Origin of the sequence: Burkholderia sp. Ac-20379 (assembly GCF_017104645.1) — a bacterium.
Lineage (GTDB): Bacteria > Pseudomonadota > Gammaproteobacteria > Burkholderiales > Burkholderiaceae > Burkholderia.
In genome coordinates, this window is record NZ_JAAGPF010000054.1 from 14765 (window position 1) to 32903 (window position 18139).

Annotated in this window: 18 protein-coding genes; 11 read left to right on the forward strand and 7 right to left on the reverse strand. The window is 68.7% G+C overall.

What is annotated here, in order from left to right; translation table 11 throughout:
- The first annotated feature begins 209 nt into the window (after window positions 1-209).
- From G3N92_RS10195 to G3N92_RS10220, 6 genes are all read left to right on the forward strand, one after another.
- Window positions 210-1574, forward strand: a complete 1365-nt coding sequence (locus G3N92_RS10195) for an LLM class flavin-dependent oxidoreductase (protein ID WP_206127340.1) — start codon at window positions 210-212, stop codon at window positions 1572-1574.
- Window positions 1575-1846: 272 nt separating this feature from the next.
- Complete coding sequence (locus G3N92_RS10200; RefSeq protein WP_206127341.1) at window positions 1847-2683, forward strand: ABC transporter permease subunit; 837 nt, start codon at window positions 1847-1849, stop codon at window positions 2681-2683.
- Complete coding sequence (locus tag G3N92_RS10205) at window positions 2683-3429, forward strand: ABC transporter ATP-binding protein (protein ID WP_206127342.1); 747 nt, start codon at window positions 2683-2685, stop codon at window positions 3427-3429. Before G3N92_RS10200 ends, G3N92_RS10205 begins: the two co-directional genes overlap by 1 nt.
- A gap of 169 nt (window positions 3430-3598) precedes the next feature.
- On the forward strand, window positions 3599-4606 hold the full coding sequence (locus tag G3N92_RS10210) for an NrtA/SsuA/CpmA family ABC transporter substrate-binding protein (protein WP_206127343.1): 1008 nt from the start codon (window positions 3599-3601) through the stop codon (window positions 4604-4606).
- A 13-nt stretch (window positions 4607-4619) separates the two neighbouring features.
- Window positions 4620-5987: an NtaA/DmoA family FMN-dependent monooxygenase gene (locus tag G3N92_RS10215; RefSeq protein WP_206127344.1), complete on the forward strand. Its 1368-nt coding sequence runs from the start codon at window positions 4620-4622 to the stop codon at window positions 5985-5987.
- A 39-nt stretch (window positions 5988-6026) separates the two neighbouring features.
- Entirely contained in the window at window positions 6027-7322 is a 1296-nt protein-coding gene (locus G3N92_RS10220) for an acyl-CoA dehydrogenase (RefSeq protein ID WP_206127345.1), read from the forward strand.
- Between the two features lie 43 nt (window positions 7323-7365).
- On the opposite strand, the gene G3N92_RS10225 is transcribed toward G3N92_RS10220, so the two are convergent.
- The 7 genes from G3N92_RS10225 to G3N92_RS10255 all read right to left on the reverse strand — a co-directional run bounded on the left by G3N92_RS10225 (window position 7366) and on the right by G3N92_RS10255 (window position 14664).
- The gene (locus G3N92_RS10225) at window positions 7366-8304 is read right to left on the reverse strand and encodes a TauD/TfdA family dioxygenase (RefSeq protein WP_206127346.1); all 939 of its coding nucleotides are present in this window, start codon (window positions 8302-8304) and stop codon (window positions 7366-7368) included.
- Between the two features lie 170 nt (window positions 8305-8474).
- Entirely contained in the window at window positions 8475-9428 is a 954-nt protein-coding gene (locus tag G3N92_RS10230; RefSeq protein WP_206127347.1) for a TauD/TfdA family dioxygenase, read from the reverse strand.
- 117 nt (window positions 9429-9545) lie between these two features.
- Complete coding sequence (locus G3N92_RS10235) at window positions 9546-10388, reverse strand: ABC transporter ATP-binding protein (protein WP_206127348.1); 843 nt, start codon at window positions 10386-10388, stop codon at window positions 9546-9548.
- A complete protein-coding gene (locus tag G3N92_RS10240; protein ID WP_206127349.1) occupies window positions 10385-11239 on the reverse strand; it encodes an ABC transporter permease in 855 nt (284 codons plus the stop codon). Before G3N92_RS10240 ends, G3N92_RS10235 begins: the two co-directional genes overlap by 4 nt.
- 58 nt (window positions 11240-11297) lie before the next feature.
- Window positions 11298-12158: an ABC transporter permease gene (locus G3N92_RS10245; RefSeq protein ID WP_206127350.1), complete on the reverse strand. Its 861-nt coding sequence runs from the start codon at window positions 12156-12158 to the stop codon at window positions 11298-11300.
- A gap of 20 nt (window positions 12159-12178) precedes the next feature.
- Window positions 12179-13279 carry an ABC transporter substrate-binding protein gene (locus G3N92_RS10250; protein ID WP_206127351.1) on the reverse strand — a complete coding sequence of 367 codons (1101 nt, stop codon included), beginning with the start codon at window positions 13277-13279 and terminating at the stop codon, window positions 12179-12181.
- A 197-nt stretch (window positions 13280-13476) separates the two neighbouring features.
- Window positions 13477-14664, reverse strand: coding sequence for a porin (locus G3N92_RS10255; protein ID WP_206127352.1), 1188 nt, complete (start codon window positions 14662-14664; stop codon window positions 13477-13479).
- Between the two features lie 157 nt (window positions 14665-14821).
- Here G3N92_RS10255 and G3N92_RS10260 point away from each other — a divergent pair, with 157 nt between their 5' ends.
- The 5 genes from G3N92_RS10260 (at window position 14822) to G3N92_RS10280 (ending at window position 18022) form a co-directional block, all read left to right on the forward strand.
- A complete protein-coding gene (locus tag G3N92_RS10260) occupies window positions 14822-15094 on the forward strand; it encodes a hypothetical protein (protein WP_206127353.1) in 273 nt (90 codons plus the stop codon).
- A gap of 124 nt (window positions 15095-15218) precedes the next feature.
- Window positions 15219-15680 (forward strand): rhodanese-like domain-containing protein, encoded by a 462-nt coding sequence (locus tag G3N92_RS10265; protein WP_206127354.1) that lies wholly within the window; start codon window positions 15219-15221, stop codon window positions 15678-15680.
- Between the two features lie 43 nt (window positions 15681-15723).
- Window positions 15724-16680 carry a serine O-acetyltransferase EpsC gene (gene epsC / locus G3N92_RS10270; RefSeq protein ID WP_206127355.1) on the forward strand — a complete coding sequence of 319 codons (957 nt, stop codon included), beginning with the start codon at window positions 15724-15726 and terminating at the stop codon, window positions 16678-16680.
- Window positions 16677-16907, forward strand: a complete 231-nt coding sequence (locus tag G3N92_RS10275) for a helix-turn-helix transcriptional regulator (protein ID WP_206127356.1) — start codon at window positions 16677-16679, stop codon at window positions 16905-16907. The genes epsC and G3N92_RS10275 overlap by 4 nt, the downstream gene beginning before the upstream one ends.
- A gap of 182 nt (window positions 16908-17089) precedes the next feature.
- Window positions 17090-18022: a family 2A encapsulin nanocompartment shell protein gene (locus G3N92_RS10280; protein WP_206127357.1), complete on the forward strand. Its 933-nt coding sequence runs from the start codon at window positions 17090-17092 to the stop codon at window positions 18020-18022.
- The last annotated feature ends 117 nt before the right edge of the window (window positions 18023-18139 follow it).

Here is an 18139-nt window from a genome sequence, read left to right on the forward strand (position 1 = left end):
TGCGGGCCGCCGGTTCGAGCCTGTCGACCTCGATGGGCATGCGCGCCGCGGCGGCTCGCTTGCCGTGCCGCCGAAAAGCATTCCTCGATTGATTGGTTCGACGCCCGCGCCCTTGCTGCTATCGTTTTTTGCTGCACGCGGCGCACCGGCTCGTCGTTTTCCGGTGGCGGGCCGCGCCCGTGGTTCCCTGTCCCGGAGATCCGTTTTTCATGACCCGACGCACCGGCCGGCTGAGTCTCGGCGCCTTTCTCTATCCCACCGGCCATCACATCGCGGCCTGGCGTCATCCCGACACGCAGGCCGATGCCGGCGTGGATTTCCGTCATTACGTCAAACTCGCGCAAACCGCGGAGGCCGCGAAGTTCGATCTGGTGTTCCTGGCCGACGGCGTGGGCACGCGCGGCGACGACGTCGAATTCCTGAGCCGCACCGCGCACAGCTACAACGCGCAGTTCGAGCCGTTGACGCTGCTGTCGGCGCTGGCTGCCGTGACCGAGCGGATCGGCCTGGTGGGCACCGCGTCCACCAGCTTCAACGAGCCGTATCACGTCGCGCGCAAGTTCGCCTCGCTCGATCACATCAGCGGCGGGCGCGCGGGCTGGAACCTCGTCACCTCGTCGAACCGCCACGAGGCCGAGAACTTCAATCGCGACGAGCACATCGCGCACGCCGACCGCTACGATCGCGCCGAGGAATTCGCCGACGTGGTGCGCGGCCTCTGGGATAGCTGGGACGACGATGCATTCGTGCGCGACAAGGCGTCCGGGCGCTTCTTCGATCCGGCCAAGCGCCATGTGCTCAAGCATCGCGGCAAGTTTTTTCAGGTGCGCGGGCCGCTGAACGTGGCGCGTGCGCCGCAGGGGCACCCGGTGGTGGTGCAGGCCGGCTCGTCCGAGGCCGGGCGTCGGCTCGCGGCGCGCACGGCGGAAGTGATCTTCACGGCGCAGCAGACGCTCGACGATGCGGTGGCGTTCTACGCCGACGTGAAGGGCCGCATGGCCGAGTGGGGCCGCGATCCCGACGAACTGAAGATCATGCCGGGCGTGTTCCCGGTGGTGGGGCGCGACGAGAGCGAGGCGCACGAGAAGTTCGAGGCGCTGCAGCAACTGATCGACCCGGTGGTGGGGCTCGCGCTCGTGTCGGGGCTGACGGGCGGCTTCGATCTGTCGGCCTATCCGTTCGACGGGCCGATTCCCGAATTGCCGGAAACCAATGCGAGCAAGAGCCGCCAGACCCTGACGCTCGATCTGGCGCGCCGCGAAAACCTGACGATCCGCCAACTGGCGTTGCGCGTGGCGGGCGCGCGCGGGCATTGGCAGGTGATTGGCTCGCCGAAGCAGATCGCCGATGCGCTGGAGGAACGGTTCGTCAACCACGGCGCGGACGGGTTCAACGTGATGGCGCCGACGCTGCCGGGCGGGTTGGAGGATTTCGTCTCGCTCGTGCTGCCGGAGTTGCGGCGGCGCGGGTTGTTCCGCGACGAATATGAAGGGAAGACGCTGCGGCAGCATCTGGGGCTGGCGCGGCCGGAGCGGGTGGCGCGGGTGAGCGAGCATGGGGAGGCAGTGGCCTGATCGACCCCGCATGTTTCCGGGGACCGGCACCGAACCGGCACCCGGAACCGCGAATTCGCCCCCCACCCGCCAGACCATCGAAACCGCCACCCCAGCGCCACCCACAGTCACCGCAACAGACAATTCCTCGCTCCATACCCCAACGCCCGAAAAGCAAACCCGAATCGCTTATTTGTCGTGGCGAAATCCACCGGTTTTAATAACGAACCGACACACCGCATGCGGCGGCGTCCCCCAAACGCCGTCGCCCGCACGATTTCGCGAAGATTCACATGACCGATCTGACTTCCTCCCTCCCGGCCAGCGCGAGCGCCGACGCGCGGCGTCGCGGCCTGTCCCGGGCAACGCTCTATTGGTGGCTTTCGTGGGCCGTGCCGCTGGTGCTGGTGGTGCTCTGGGAGATCGGCGCGCGCACCGGCGTAATCGACCCGCAAGTGCTGCCCGCGCCGAGCCGCGTGGCGGAAACCGCGTGGGGCCTGATCGAATCGGGCGCGCTGTTCGTTCATCTCGGCGTGTCGCTGCTGCGCGCGGCCAGCGGCTTCCTGATCGGCGGCGCGGCGGGCTTCGTGCTCGGCGTGGCGGTGGGCTTCTCGCCGCTCACGCAGGCGCTGCTCGACCGCTCGATCCAGATGCTGCGCGCCGTGCCGTTTCTCGCGATGCTGCCGCTCGTGATCGTCTGGTTCGGCGTGGGCGAGACGGCGAAGATCTTCCTCGTGGCGCTCGCGGTGCTGTTCCCCATCTATATCAACACGGTGCTCGGCATTCGCCAGATCGACCCGAAGCTGATGGAGCTCGGCAAGGTGGTGGGGCTGTCATGGCCGGCCGTCGTGCGCCGCATCATCCTGCCGGGCGCGATGCCGTCGATCCTGACCGGCGTGCGCTATGCGCTGGCCCATGCGTGGCTCGCGCTGGTGATCGCCGAGACGCTGGCGACCACCAAGGGCATCGGCTTCCTCGCGATGGACGCGCGCGAATTCCTGCAGACCGACATCATCGTGCTGACGATCGTGATCTACGCGGTGATCGGCGTGGTGGCCGACGCACTGGCCCGCGCGCTCGAAACGCGCCTGCTGGCCTGGCATCCGAACTTTGCGAAGGAGTCCCGTTGATGAGCACCGCCGATTACGCCACGCCGGTGGCGGCCGCACCGGCGCAAGCCGCCGCCGATCGTTTCGCGGGCGAGCCGCTGGCGGTCTCCGTCTCCGGGCTGCGCCGCCGTTATGGCTCGCGCGTCGTGATCGATGCGCTCGATCTGCAGATTCGCGAAGGCGAATTCGTCGCGCTGCTGGGCGAAAGCGGCTGCGGCAAGACCACCTTGCTGCGCGCGCTCGCCGGCCTCGACGCCGCCGATGCGGGCCGGATTCATACGCCGCGCCGCGCGGCCGTGGTGTTCCAGGAGCACCGGCTGCTGCCGTGGGCGCGCGTGCACGAGAACGTCGTGCTCGGCAACGAGCGCACGGTGGGCCGCGCCGGCGCCGATCGCGCGCTGGCCGAAGTGGGCCTGGCGGGCCGCGAGGAGGATTGGCCCCGCAACCTGTCGGGCGGCCAGGCGCAGCGCGTCGCGCTGGCCCGGGCGCTGGTGCACGACCCGAAGCTGCTGCTGCTCGACGAGCCGTTCGCCGCGCTCGACGCGCTGACCCGCATCAAGATGCATGGGCTGGTCAAGGAGCTGGTGGCGCGGCACCGGCCGGGCGTGCTGCTCGTCACGCACGACGTGGACGAAGCGGTGGCGCTCGCCGACCGGATTCTCGTGATGCGGGCCGGCCGCATCGCCGACGTGCACCTGCCCGCGGACACCGATCCGAAGGCGTTGCGCGAAGCGCTGCTGGCCTCGCTGGGCGTGCAACTGCACTGACTGACGCCCGCGCGCCGCGCATCGCCGCGGCGCACTCCCCGAATCCGATGGACGACGGCCCGAGCGCGCCGCGCGGCTCGTCGCGCCTTGCGCAAGCGTGTGCGCAGACGCCGCCGCTATCCCGACACCGATATCGCAACACGCACCCGAGTAGACCAAGGAAACACGCATGAACGATTTCACGTTGAGCCGCCGCCATCTGCTGCGCACCGCGGGCGGCCTGCTGGCCGGCGCGGCCACCGGGATCCTGCCCGCCGCCGCGTTCGCGGACACGCCGCGCAAGCCGACCCGCAACACCGACACGGTGCGGATCGGCTGGGGCCACGGCAGCCTGTCGCTGCTTGCCAAGCAGAGCGAAACATTTTCGAAGACGCTGGCCGGGCAGGGCATCAAGGTCGAATGGGTCGGCCCGTTCCCGAACCACGCACCGTCGCTGCAGGCGGTGATCGGCGGCAGCGCCGATTTCGGCTTCTGGGGCTCGACGACGCCCGCGCTGGCCGCGATGCTGGCCGGCGCGCCGCTGGTGTTCAACGAGTTCAACATCTACTCGCCGCGTTCGACGGCGATCATCGTCAAGAAGTCGAGCGGCATCAATTCGGTGGCCGATCTGGTCGGCAAGAAGGTGGCGATCAACCGCTCGGGCCTCGGCGAATTCCTGCTGGTGGCGGCGCTCGAGCAGCACCATATCGACCGCAGCAAGGTGGAATTCGTCTATCTGAACCCGCCCGACGCCGGCCCCGCCTTCGCGCAGGGCAAGGTGGACGCGTGGTCGATGTGGTCGCCGGCCGTCGACATCGCGCGCTTCGCGACCGATTCGAAGGACATCTTCAACGAAGGCCGCGACCTCAATTTCCTGATCGACTTCAACTCGCTCGTCACGCGCCGCAAGTTCAGCGAGGAGAATTCGGCGCTGGTGCGCGCGGTGATCGACGCCTACGTGAGCGTGGGCAACTGGCAATCGACGCATTCCGTGGAGTCCGAAAAGCTCGCGCAGGACGACGCCGGTTACCCGAATCAGGTGCGCGATTACCTGGCGAGCCTGAAGCGCCAGAACAAGTTCTACGAAGCCGACAACACCGAATTCCGCGCCCGCTTCCAGCGCGCCGCGGATTGGCTGGCCGAGCGCCAGATCATTCGCTCGAAGGTCAATGTCGGCGATTACTGCGTCCGCGTCTGACCGGGAGATCCTCATGACCGCACCTCGCCATCTGCGCCTCGGCGTCAATGTCCTCGCGTCGGGCCGGCACGATGCCGCCTGGAAGACGTTCGACGACAAGCGCCGCCTGCCGACCGACATCGACCATTTCGTGACGATCGCGAAATCGGCCGAACGCGCGCTGCTCGACGCGATCTTCCTGGCCGACGGCCCCGGCGGCCTCGTGTCGGAATCCTACACACGGCCGTGGCGCGCGCTCGATCCGGCGGTGCTGATCGCCAACCTGGCGGCGCACACGCGCAACATCGGGCTGGTGTGCACCACCACGTCGCTGTTCGGGCATCCGTATACGATCGCGCGCCAGATCGCGTCGGTCGATCACATGAGCCGCGGCCGCGCGGCCTGGAACGTGATCACGTCGCAGAATCCGCCGGCGCTCGATGCGTACGGCATCGAGCACGGCTGGAACCAGGAAACGCGTTACCAGCGCGCCGAGGAGTTCGTGAAGATCGTCACGGCGTTCTGGGACAGCACGCCCGACGAGGCCGTGGTGGCCGATCCGGACACGACCGTCTATCTCGATCCGTCGAAGCTGCGCAAGCTCGATTTCCGCGGCGAGCATTTCTCGGCGCGCGGCGCGCTGTCGGTGCCGGAAACGCCGCAGGGCCGCCCGGTGATCTTTCAGGCCGGGCAATCGGCCGACAGCCGCGCGTTCGGCGCGCGCTACGCGGACGCGTTGTTCACGGGCCAGCGGATCATCGAGGGCGCGCGCACGTTCTATCGCGAGGTCAAGGCGCTGGCGGCCGGTTACGGCAGGAATCCCGATCATCTGCTGGTGATGCCGGGGCTGTTCCCGATCCTCGGCTCGACCGACGACGAGGCCCGCCGCCACAAGCGCGCGCTCGACGACCAGCTCGATTCGGTCGCGCTGCGCAAGGAACTGGCGCGCCATCTGGCCGTCGATCCCGCGCTGCTGGCCGATCTGGACGGGCCGATTCCGTACGCGGCCACCGAGGCGAACGCGGAGCAGGTGCCGGTGGCGTCGCGCTGGCATCGCAACGAGATGCTCAAGGAAGCGAAGCAGAACGCATGGAATATCCGCGAGCTGCTGTTCTCGAACATCACGGGCGGGCACCGGATTTTCGTCGGTACGCCTGAAGGCTTCGCGCACGACATGGTGCACTGGCTCGACACGCAGGCTACCGACGGCTTCAACCTGAACATCGACGTGCAGCCGACCGGCCTCGACCTGATCGCCGACGAGGTGATCCCGGTGCTGCAGAAGCTTGGCCGCTTTCGCACCGCCTACGAAGGCACCACGCTGCGCGACAACCTCGGGCTGCCGCGCTACGACGCGCGGGCCGGCAACGTGCAGGCCCGCGCGCTCGACGCGGCCGCCTGAGCGGCGGCCGCTTTCACCCTCTACGGAAACCGATCGACCATGTCCGATACCGATTTCACCGCCGACCTCGAACGGCCCGGCGTGCACCTGTCTCAGCCTGAACCGGCGGCGCCTGCGGCCAACGTGCCGCCGTATCTTTCCGCGTTGTCCGTGCGGCTCGGCTTCGCGGCGCAATTGGCCGAGATCGGCCGCACCGCAGCGGCGCGCGACCTGACGCAGGCGCTGCCGCATGCCGAGATCGCCGCGCTGAAGGCAGCCGGCGCGGGCGCGCTGCGCCTGGCCACCGATGCCGGCGGCCACGGGCTGTCGCTGTCCGAACTGTTCGCGGTGGCGCGCGACATCGCCGCGGCCGATTCGAACATTGCGCACGCGTTCCGCAATCACTTCTTCCAGATCGAGGCGGCGCTGCGCCGGCCCGCGCATCCGTTCCACGCGCAGGTGCTCGGCATCGCCGGGCAGCGGAAAACGGTGGGCCTGAGCTTCACCGAAACCGACGTCAAGGAAGCCGGCGCGCGTCCGACGCGCGTGCTGAACCGCCTCGAATGGGATGCGCGGCGCGAGGCTTATATCGGCTCGGGCGACAAGGTGTACGCCACCGGCAATCTGTACAACGATGCGTTTGTCGGCACCGCGATCGAAAGCCGGCGCGGCGAGACGGTGCAATACGTGCTGCCGCGCGGCGAGGGCGTGGCGAACGACGACGACTGGCAGGGCTTCGGCCAGCGGCTGACCGGCTCGGGCACGGCGCGCTTTCGCGAGGTGGCGGTGCCCGCGTCGAACGTGCACCCGCTCGATCCGCCCGATCGCGAGGGCGCCGCGCCGTGGAAATTCACGTTCCACCAGGTGTATCTGACCAACTGCATCGCCGGCATCGTGCGCCGCATCGCGGCCGATGCGGCCGACGTGCTGCGCAGCCGCGGGCGCAATTTCTATCACGGCGAGGCCGCGCATCCGTCGGACGAAGCCGTGCTGCAGGCGCAGCTCGGGCGGATTCGCGCCTATGCGGCCAGCGTCGAGGCGACGATCGATCGCACCATCGCGAAGTTGCAGCTTGCGTGGGATTCGAGCGGCACGGACGCGGAATACGAGACGGTGCTCGCGGCCTCGCTGTCGGCCGCCGAGGCGAAGGTGGTGATCGACGAACTGGCGCCGCAGATCGCGAGCTGGCTGATCGATCTCGGCTCCGGCTCGGTGGTGTCGCGCCGCAACGGGCTCGACCGTCACTGGCGCAACATCAAAGTGATTGCCTCGCACAATCCGCGGCTCTACAAGGAGCGCTTTCTCGGGCAGAACCAACTGAACGGCGCATTGCCGCCGACCGGGGCGTTTTTCTGACGAGAACGCAGGCGCGCGTGCGGCGCGCCTCGGTACCGCGGATTCAGTTCAATGCCACCGCCGCCGCGGCGCCCACCGGCGTGCCCTCGATCGCGACCGAAGCCCGGCCGTCCGGCCCCACCGGCACATCGCCCACCAGCGTGGTGCGATACAACTGCCGATCGAAGTCGAGATCGAAGATGTCGGTGGGCGCCAGATGCGCGGTCGAGCGGTTGTCCCAGAACGCCAGGCTGCGCGGCTCCCACTTGAAGCGCACCGTGAACTCGGGCCGCGTGACGTGTTCCCACAGCAGTTCGAGCAGCGCCTGGCTTTCGCGCGCGCTCACGCCGACGATCGATTTCAGAAAGCTCGGGCTGACATACAGCGCACGTTCGCCCGTCTCCGGGTGAATCCGCACCAGCGGGTGCTCGGTCACGAGCGCGCGCCGTTCCACGGCCTCGGCATAGCCGGCCGTGGCGTTCGCGCCGGCGGGCGGCGTGAAGCGGTGAATGCCGCGCAGGCCGTCGACGAGCCGCTGGATCGGCGCGGACAGCGTTTCGTAGGCGCGCACGAGGTTGGTCCATTGCGTGTCGCCGCCGTACGGCGGAATCGTCACGCCGCGCAGGATCGACGCCCACGGCGGGTTGACGGCGGCCGTCACGTCGGTGTGCCAGCCCGTCCACGGGCGGCGCACCGGCTGCCCCTCGTAGCGCGTGGCCTGGCGATGCTTCGAGATCGAATAGACCTCGGGATGCCCGTCGACGTGGCCGAACACCGGGTGGCCGAGCGTCAGCTCTCCGAACTGTTCGGAGAACGCCACATGTTGCTCGTGCGTCAGGAACTGCTCGCGGAAAAACACCACGCGCCACTTCAGCAGCGCGCCGCGAATCGCGGCGATTTCGACCGCGTCGAGCGGGCGGGTCAGGTCGACGCCGCGGATTTCCGCGCCGATATGCGCGGACAGCGGAATCACGTCGAGCGACGACGATACGGCCTGGTTCATGCGGATTCTCCGATCGGGGCGGGGCGGACAGGCAACGCCGGGATCGGCGTCGCCGGACAATTCAGTCAACCGAAACATCTGGCGGCGGCCCGCCGTGGCGCGGCAGCGGGCTGCTGGGGGCCGGCCTCGCCGCGCCGGCCCGGCGCGGCCGGCGGCCGAATCGCGACGCGTCATTGCAGCGTGGCGTTGAGGCCTTTCAGCGCGACGCTGTGGCGGCCGTCCACGCTGACCGGCACGTCGCCGTGCACGGTGGCGCGGCGCACCACGCGACGCGCGTCGCCGTAATCGTTGATCGCGTAGTGCTGGGTGGCGCGGTTGTCCCAGATCGCCACGTCGCCCTCGCGCCAGTTCCAGCGCACGGTGTTCTCGAGGCGCGTCACGTGTTCGTGCAGCACCTGCAGCAGATGCGCTGAATCGCTGGCCGACAGGCCCTTGAGCCGCTGCACGAAGTGGCCGAGCACGAGCGTGCGCTCGCCCGTGACCGGGTGCACGCGCACCACCGGGTGCTCGGTTTCGTAGACGGTGGACGTGAACACCTCGCGGTAGCGCTTGAGCTGATCCGAATCGGCGTTGACGTGCGAGGCGGCGTAGTCGTAGGCGTTGGTGTGCAGCGCCCACAGCGTGTCCACCAGCTCGCGCAGCGCGGTCGGCAGGTTGGTGTACGCGGTGGCCGTGTTGGCCCAGACGGTGTCGCCGCCGGCCGGCGGAATTACCACCGCGCGCAGGATCGATACCTTCGGGTAGGCGTCGACGAAGGTCACGTCGGTGTGCCAGGAATTGGCGCGCGCGCCGTGCGCCGAATCGAGTTCGAGCAGGCCGGCGCTGCCGTCGACGGACGGCACGGTGGGGTGGGCTACCGTCTCGCCGAAGCGGCGTGCGAACGCTTCCTGCGCGGCGTCGTCGAGGTGCTGCTGGCCACGGAAGAACAGCACCTTGTGCGTGTGCAGCGCATCGAGCAGCGCGTCGAACGTGGCGTCGTCGATGTCGCCCGACAGTTTGACATCTGAAATTTCCGCGCCGATCCGGCCGGCGACGCGCCGCAATGCGAGCGGCGAGACCTGCGAGCGGGGGGCGTGGGCGGCGGCTTGCGGCGCGTGCGAGTGGGCGATCTGAACGTCGGACATCGGGTGTCTCCTTCGGTGGGGAAAGCGGTTCGGATATTCAAGCAGCGCGCGCGGCAAAACAGAACTGACGATTCGTCGTATCGATAGCGCCGGCGCGCGAAAAGCGCTCTCGGCGGCCTACCAGGCGAGCCGCCAGTTGCCGGCCGGCAGCGGCGCGGCCGCGACGGGCGGGGCGATGCGCGCGGTGGCGTCGTCGTCGCCGAGATCGCTGAGGATCGCGTCGCGCAGTTGCGCGAACGCCGCGCCGTTGCGGTCGCGCGAGCGCGGCAGATCGACGTCGACGATCCGCGCGATGCGGCCCGGGCGCGGCGCCATCGTCACGACGCGATCGCCGAGCCAGACGGCTTCGTCCACGTCGTGCGTGACGAGAATCATGGTGATGCGTTCCTGCTGCCAGATCCGCTGCAACTCGTGCTGCATGCGCGTGCGCGTTTGGGCATCGAGCGCGCCGAACGGCTCGTCGAGCAACAGCAGCCGCGGCCGGTTCACGAGCCCGCGCGCGATCGCGACGCGCTGCGCCATGCCGCCCGACAACTGGCTCGGATACGCCTGCTCGAAGCCGTTCAGGCCGACCAGCGCGATGTGCTCGGCCACGGCCGCGCGCCGCGCCTTCGCGTCGAGCGGCGAATTGCGCAGCGCCGCTTCCACGTTCTGCGCGACGGTCAGCCACGGGAACAGCCGGTGATCCTGGAACACGATGCCGCGTTGCAGCGAGGTGTCGCGTACGCGCTCGCCGCCCGCACGGATCTCGCCGTCGTAGTCGACGTCGAGCCCGGCGATCAGCCGCAGCAACGTGGATTTCCCGCAGCCGCTGGCGCCCACGATGCTGACGAATTCCCCGCCGCGCACGTGCAGCGAAATGTCGTCGAGCACGTCGAGCGCTTGCGCGCCCGCGCCGTGCGGCGCGTAGCGCTTGCGCACATGCTGGATGTCGAGCGAATCGGAGAGGTCGAGCGTCATGAGGCTTCCCTGAGTGGCGAGGACGAATCGAGGGCGGTGGAGGCGGCATCGACGGCGCGGGCGGCCCGGCCGCGCGCGAGCAGCCGGCGCTCGATGGCGCGCGCGCCCGCATTGAGCGCCCAGCCGGTGATGCCGACCACCAGGATGCCGAACAGCACGAGATCCATGCGGAACTGCTCGCTGCCGTCGATCAGCGTGTTGCCGATGCCGCTGCCGGCCACCAGCAGATATTCGGCGCCGAGCGTGGCGAGCCACGAATAGATCAGGCCCAGATAGAGGCCGGTGGAGATCGACGGCAGCGCGGCCGGCGCGATCACGTGGCGGATCAGTTGCCAGCGCGAGTAGCGCAGCGTGCGCGCCACTTCCACGTAGGCGCGCGGCACCGCGTGGATGCCGTCGCAGGTGTGCGCGGCCACCGGCAGCAGCGCGGCCAGCGACAGGAACACCACCTTGGCGGTGTCGCCGAGCCCGAACCACACGGAAATCAGCGGGATCCAGGCGAACAGCGAAATCTGCTTGAACGTGTCGAAGGTGGGCCCGATCACGCGCGCGGCGAGCCGCGAGAGCCCGAGCGCCGTGCCGAGCAGCAGGCCGGCGGCCGTGCCGATCGCGAAGCCCGCGAACTCGCGCGCCAGCGAGGCCGACAGCGCCCGCGCCAGTGCGCCGCTTTCCATCTGCTGGCGGGCGGTGTGCAGCACGTCGGCGGGGCTGACCAGCAAGCCAGCGTGGCCGCGATGCGTGGCGGCGATCAGCCACCAGGCCGCGAACGCCGCGAGCGGCAGCACGAGCCCGCGCAGGTCGGGCGCGCGCCAGCGGCCCGAGGTAGAGGTGAGGAATGCGAACGACGGCATGATGCGGAACTCCGGCCAGGACGACGAAAGCGAAACGGATCGATAGCGGGGCGGCGGCTCAGGCCCGGAACGCGGAGGCCCGGCCGCGCCGCAGCCGCGCTTCCAGCGCATCGAGCAGGCGGTTGATCGCATAGCCGATCGCGCCGACGATCACCACCGCCGCCATCACGAGATCGAGCTGGAACAACTGCCGGCCATACACGATCAGGTAGCCGAGCCCTTCCGAGGAGGCGACCAGTTCGACCACCACGAGCGCGAGCCAGGCCTTCGTGAACGCGAGCCGCACGCCGGTGGCCAGCGTGGGCACCGCGGCCGGCAGCACGACGTGCACGATCCGCTGGAACCGGCTGTAGCCGAACACGCGGGCGGCCTCGTCGAGGGCGGGCGGCGTCTCGCGAAAGCCTTGCAGCGTGCTCATCGCCACCGGCACCAGCGCCGCGTGCGCGATCAGGATGATCTTGAGCGGCTCGCCCACGCCCACCAGCAGCAACAGGAACGGCAGCCAGCCGAGCACCGGAATCTGCACGATCGCGTTGAAGCTCGGCAGCACGTAGGCTTCGGCCGTGCGCGACAGCCCGAGCCAGGCGCCGATCGCGAAGCCCGCCAGCGAGCCCGCCGCGAAGCCGAAGAACACCCGTTGCAGGCTGATCCAGGTGTTGCTGAGCAGATCGCCGCTGCGCGCGAGTTCGGCGAGCGTCTGCCACACGGCTTCGGGCGGCGGCAGGATTTGCGGCGCGATCCAGCCGCGCTCGCAACCGATCGTCCACAGCGCGAACAGCGCGGCCGGCAGCAGCCACGGCGCGACGGCCCAGCCGATCGCCGCAGCGCGGCGGCGCAGGGCGGGTTTCGCGCGCGGTGCGTCGGCGGTAGCGGCGGCCTGCTGCGCGCGCTCGCGGATCGAAATCGCGGTATCGCTCATCACGGCTCCCGAAGGCGTGCTCAGGTTTGCGGTTTGCCCGACGCGTCGTAGCTCGGCCAGTAGTGTTCGAGATGCTGGGCCTTCAGCGCGTTGTCGAGATACTTCGGTTCGATCCAGCCGTTGACGTCGGCAGGATGACGAATCAATTTGAGCTTCAGCGCGTCCGCCGCGACGGACGTGTAGCGCGCCACGAAGAACGGATCGAGCAGCGGCGATTCGCGCGACTTGAGCGTGCCGGCCGGGAATTCGGCCGCCCACGACGAAACGGGGATGCCCGTCTTCGCCCAGGTGTTCAGCAGCGCGTCGCGGTTGCCTTCGTCCGAGGCCCAGCGCGCGGCCGTCACGAACACGTTGACCACGCGCTGCACGATGTCCGGGTGCGCCTGCTCGAAATCGTCGAGCACCAGCAGATGCGATTGGCGCGTGAACTGCAGGCCCTGATCCTGCGACTGATAGATGATCTTCGCCAGCCCGGAATCGACCAGCTTCGACAGGTGGTAATCGGTGACGGATGCGTCGATGCCCTTCGAGGCGAGCGCGGCCAGCGCGCTCGACGTGTCGAGGTTGATCACGCGCAGGTCGCGTTCGTCCAGGCCGTTGGCGGCCAGCACGTTGTCGATCACGAGCTGCAGGTTGGTGCCGCGGAAGATCGCGACGCGCTTGCCTTTCAGATCCTTCACGGTGCGGATGTCGGAGCCGGTCGGCACGCCGATCTTGATGCCGCTGCGCACGCCCACGGCCGCGATCAGGTGCGTCTTCAGGCCGTTCGCGCGCGCCAGCACGGCAGGCAGATCGCCCTGCAGCGCGAAGTCGATCGACTTGTCGGCGATCGCCTCGTTGACGGCCGGCCCCGCGCCCTTGAAGAACAGCCACTGGATGCGGATGCCCTCGCGCGCGAATTCCTTTTCGAGCAGCTTCTGCTGCTGCACGACGGCGCCGGGGTTGCTGCCGAACGTGGGCGGATCGCCCGCACCCTGTTCGGCCACGCCGATGCGGATGGTGTCGGGCGCGGCGGCATGGGCGGCGGCGCTCAGCGCGAGGGCGGTGGCCAGCAGCACGGGGCGCAGCAGCAGGCGGATCAACGAATGGGGCTGAAAGCGGGGCGTGGAAAAGCGCGGCATGGATCCTCGGGGCGGCGGTGGGGCCGGTTCGATATTGGAGAGGAATACGGATCGATTCGCGGTGCCGATCGATCCGGACGAATCATTCTTGTCGAGCGTTTGCCCGATCGCAAACAAGCATTTCTGATTTGCTTTCGTGCGGAGAATCCGCGCGAACCGCAGCGAGCCGGCGCGATCGCGCCGGCTCGTCTGCTTGCTTAGAACTTCACGCGGATGCCGCCGAACGCCGCCACCTGGCGGTTGTTCGACGAGGCCGTGCCCGCGTCGGCGATCGCCGCGATCGAGCGGTAGCCGCTGCCCGCCACGGCCGTGCTCGCGTCGCCGGCCGCCAGTTGATAGACGCCCGACAGATACAGCTCGGTGCGCTTCGACAGCGCGTAATCCACGCCGAGCGTGAACTGGTGCCAGCGCGGCTTGAGCGTGCCGCCGCCCGCGCCCGGCAGGCCGCTCGCGCGGCCGTCGGTGAACGTGTAGACGCCGATCAGCGTGGTGGCGGGCGTGATGCGGTAGCGCGCGTTGACATCGTAGTTGTTGAGGCGGCGCGAGGAGCCGTCCACGTAGTTCAGTTGCGAGTGGCTCCAGGCAAAGCCGAGGATCGCCGCGCCGAACGTGTAGTTCGCGCCCGCCACCGCGATCTGCTGCTTGGCCACGCCGCCGTTCAGGCCGTAGAAGAAGCCGCCGCTGTAATCGTCGCCCGCCGTGGTGCTCGCGCCGCCCACCGCGCCGCCAGTATTGCTCGTCGAGTTCGGATGGTTCAGCACCACGTAGCCCGCGCCGAGCGAGAGCGGGCCGTTCGCGTAGTTCGCGGCGATGCCCCACGCGCGGTTGTTGCCGAAGCCGGTGCCGGCGCCCGAGCCGGGCTGGTTGCTGAACGCATACAGGCCGTCCACGGTGAAGCCGGCGATCGTGTCGCTGCGGAACTTCACGGCGTTGTTGATGCGGAACGTCTGGTTCAGGTTGTCGTTGTCGCCCACGTGCGTGGCCGGCGACCAGAAGCCCGAGCCCGAGTATTGCGCGACCAGATCGGACAGCGGCTCGTACTGGCGGCCGAACGTCAGCGTACCGATGCCTTGCTTCGCAATCCCGACGAATGCCTGGCGGCCGAAGATGCGGCCGCCCTGGCCCAGCGTGCCGTCGTTGGTGCGGAAGCCGCTTTCCACCGTGAACACGGCCGACAAGCCGCCGCCTAGATCCTCGGTGCCCTTCAGGCCCCAGCGGCTGCCCGACAGCTTGCCGCTCGACTGCTGGATGTTCGACGCGCCTTTCTGATTGTTCGTATACGCGATGCCCGCATCGACGATGCCGTACAGCGTGACCGAGCTTTGCGCATGCGCCGCCACCGAAGTGGCCGAGACGAGGCCGAGCGCCAGGGTTTTCTTCAACATACGATTCCTTTTGTATTGATCGCGAGTGGGAGAGGAACCCGATGCTAGGGATCCCCGCCCGCCGCACGAAGCAATGTTCCGGGAATAGCAAAGCAGAATTTCATGGTTGCGGGCATGCATCTCGCTGGGTGCGCGCGACGTCGGACAAAACGTATGGATGCCGAATGAAATGATTGCGCCCGCATCGATAACGGAACTTGAGCGTCCGCTTCGCAAGGTCTTGAGAATTCCTTATCGAAAACGCAATGAAGCGAAATGGGGCGCGTTGACGTTTTTATGCGACGCGGCCGGCCCGGTTCCCGCCGCGGCCGATAAGCACCGGCCGGGCGCGGCGCATAACCTTAGGCGAATTGATTGGTTCGCGGCCGCCGCGGCGCGTCATATCGTGATGGGGCGTTTCGTATGTTGCTGCTTTGGAAATGACAATTGATTGGTTCTCATCCGGCGCGGTGCGATAGCACAGTGGCGTTGACGGCTATAGACGGCAGCGATGCCGCACCCGGACCGTCGCGTGGCCGTGCATCGGCACGGCACTGGACAGCAAGGAGGAACCCATGACATTGACGACCGAAGCGCACGACATTCTCGAACAGGCCCGCACGGCGGCGCAGGCGCAGGGCCTGAGCTACGGCGGCGGCGTGGCCCCGGCGCAGGCCTGGGCGCTGGCCAGCGCCGGCGAGGCGCTGCTGATCGACGTGCGCACCGGCGAGGAGCGCAAGTTCGTCGGGCAGGTGCCGGGCACGCAGCACGTGGCCTGGGCCACCGGTACGAGCCTCACGCGCAACCCGCGCTTCGTGCGCGAGCTGGAGGCGAAGGCGGGCGGCAAGGACGCCGTGATCCTGCTGCTGTGCCGCAGCGGCAACCGCTCGGCGCAGGCGGCTGATGCGGCGGCCAAGGCCGGCTTCACGCAGGTCTACAACGTGCTCGAAGGCTTCGAGGGCGAACTGGACGACGCGCAGCAGCGCGGCGCCCGCAACGGCTGGCGCTTGCGCGGCCTGCCGTGGATACAGGATTGACGAACCCGCGCAGAGCGCGCATCTGATTGACGAGGATCCCAACGTGGCAGCATTCGACATCGACGACGTGGTCCGCTCGCTGCATGCGGCGCGGCATGGCTGGCGCGAGCGCCAGCGGCGCCTGATCGAGCCGGGCGGGCGCGATTTGCCGTCGCGCGAGGCGCTCGGCGGCATCGTCGACGCGCTCAAGGGCGTGCTGTTCCCCATGCGGCTCGGGCCGCCCGACCTGCGCCAGGAAAGCGAGGATCTCTATGTGGCGCATGCGCTCGACGCCGCGCTGAACGCGCTGTTCTCGCAGGCGCGGCTCGAACTGCGCTATGCGGCGCGCTATCGCGACAGCGGCGACGCCACCGAGGCCGCCGCGCGCGCCGCGGTGCAGGCGTTCGCCGGGCGCTTGCCCGACATCCGCACGCGTCTCGACGAGGACGTGCTGGCCGCGTTCCACGGCGATCCGGCCGCGGGCAGCGTGGACGAAGTGCTGCTCTGCTACCCGGGCGTGCTCGCGATCCTGCATTACCGGCTCGCGCACGAACTCTACCGCCTCGGCCTGCCGCTGCTCGCACGCATGCTGGCCGAGCGCGCGCACGCCGATACCGGCATCGACATCCACCCCGGCGCGCGGATCGGCGCGGGCTTCTTCATCGATCACGGCACCGGCGTGGTGATCGGCGAGACGGCGATCATCGGCGAGCGCGTGCGCATCTATCAGGCGGTCACGCTCGGCGCGAAGCGCTTTCCGCGCGACGCGGCCGGGCACCTGGAAAAAGGGCTGCCGCGCCATCCGCTGGTGGAGGACGACGTGGTGATCTACGCCGGCGCGACGATCCTCGGGCGCATCACGATCGGGCGCGGCTCGGTGATCGGCGGCAACGTCTGGCTCACGCACGACGTGCCGCCGGGCAGCCATGTGACGCAGGCCGTGCCGTCCACCGACGTGTCGCGGCCCGCGCCGAAGGCTGCGGCTCAGCCCGCTCAGGCCACCTCGGAGGCCACCTCATGACGCAACTGGTTCGGCAATTCGGCGTCGCGGTGCGGCGCCTGCGCGAGACGCGCGCGTGGTCGCAGGAGCTGCTGGCCGAGCACGCGGGCTTGAACCGCTCGTATGTCGGCGAGATCGAGCGCGGCGAGGTGATCGCCTCGCTCGTCACGGTGGAAAAGCTCGCCAATGCGTTCGAGGTGCCGATCGCGTTGCTGCTGCGCCCGGCCACGGACGAACTCCCGGCCTGATCGCAGGCATCGCGCGGCGCGCTCGCGCCGCGCTTCCGGTTTCTCCCGTTGTTGCCGCGCCGGGCCGCTTGGCCCGGTGCGCGTCTGACGCCTATAGCATGTTGAGCGTCGATGGGCCCCGTCCCCATAATCGCCGGGCGTCATAAGCATTCCTGTTTTTCTTCTAAACCCGGAGCCCCGACATGTCGACCGTAGCAAACGGCCCGACCACGCTGAGCGATCACGCCGCACGCCAGCTTGCGAATGCCACCAAGACCGTTCCCCAGCTTTCCACCATCACGCCGCGCTGGCTGACCCATTTCCTGCAATGGGTGCCCGTGGAGGCCGGCATCTATCGCCTGAACCAGGTGAAGGATCCGGAAGCCGTGCGCGCCGCGTGCACGCAACTGGAAGACGAGCGCGAACTGCCGAAGACGTTCGTGCCGTACGAGGAACAGCCGCGCGAGTATTTCCTGAACGCGGTCAGCACCGTGCTCGACGTGCATACGCGGATCTCCGATCTCTACAGCAGCCCGCACGACCAGATCAAGGAACAACTGCGCCTGACGATCGAGACGATCAAGGAGCTGCAGGAAAGCCAACTGATCAACAATCCCGACTATGGCTTGCTGGCGAACGTGGCCGAGGAACAGCGCGTGTTCCCGCTGACTGGCGCGCCCACGCCCGACGATCTCGACGAGCTGCTGACCAAGGTCTGGAAGGAACCCGCGTTCTTCCTGACGCACCCGCTCGCGATCGCCGCGTTCGGCCGCGAATGCACGCGTCGCGGCGTGCCGCCGCCGACCGTCAGCCTGTTCGGCTCGCAGTTCATCACGTGGCGCGGCATTCCGCTGATCCCGTCGGACAAGGTGCCGGTGGCCGACGGCAAATCGAAGATCCTGCTGCTGCGCGTGGGCGACAAGCGCCAGGGCGTGGTCGGCCTCTACCAGCCGGGCGTGGCCGGCGAACAGGGCCCGGGCCTGTCGGTGCGCTTCATGGGCATCAACAACCAGGCGATCGCGTCGTACCTGATTTCGCTGTACTGCTCGCTGGCCGTCCATTCGGTGGACGCGCTCGCGGTTCTCGATGACGTGGAGATCGGCAAGTACCATGACTACCCCGACACCTACCGCTGATCTGGCGGCCCCGGGCGCTCGCGCGCCCGCCGGGCTGCCCGATCCGGCGGCGCTCGCGCAGTTGGCGAACGCGTTCTTCTCGGCCTTGCCGGGGCGCGCCGATGCGCCGGGCGCGGC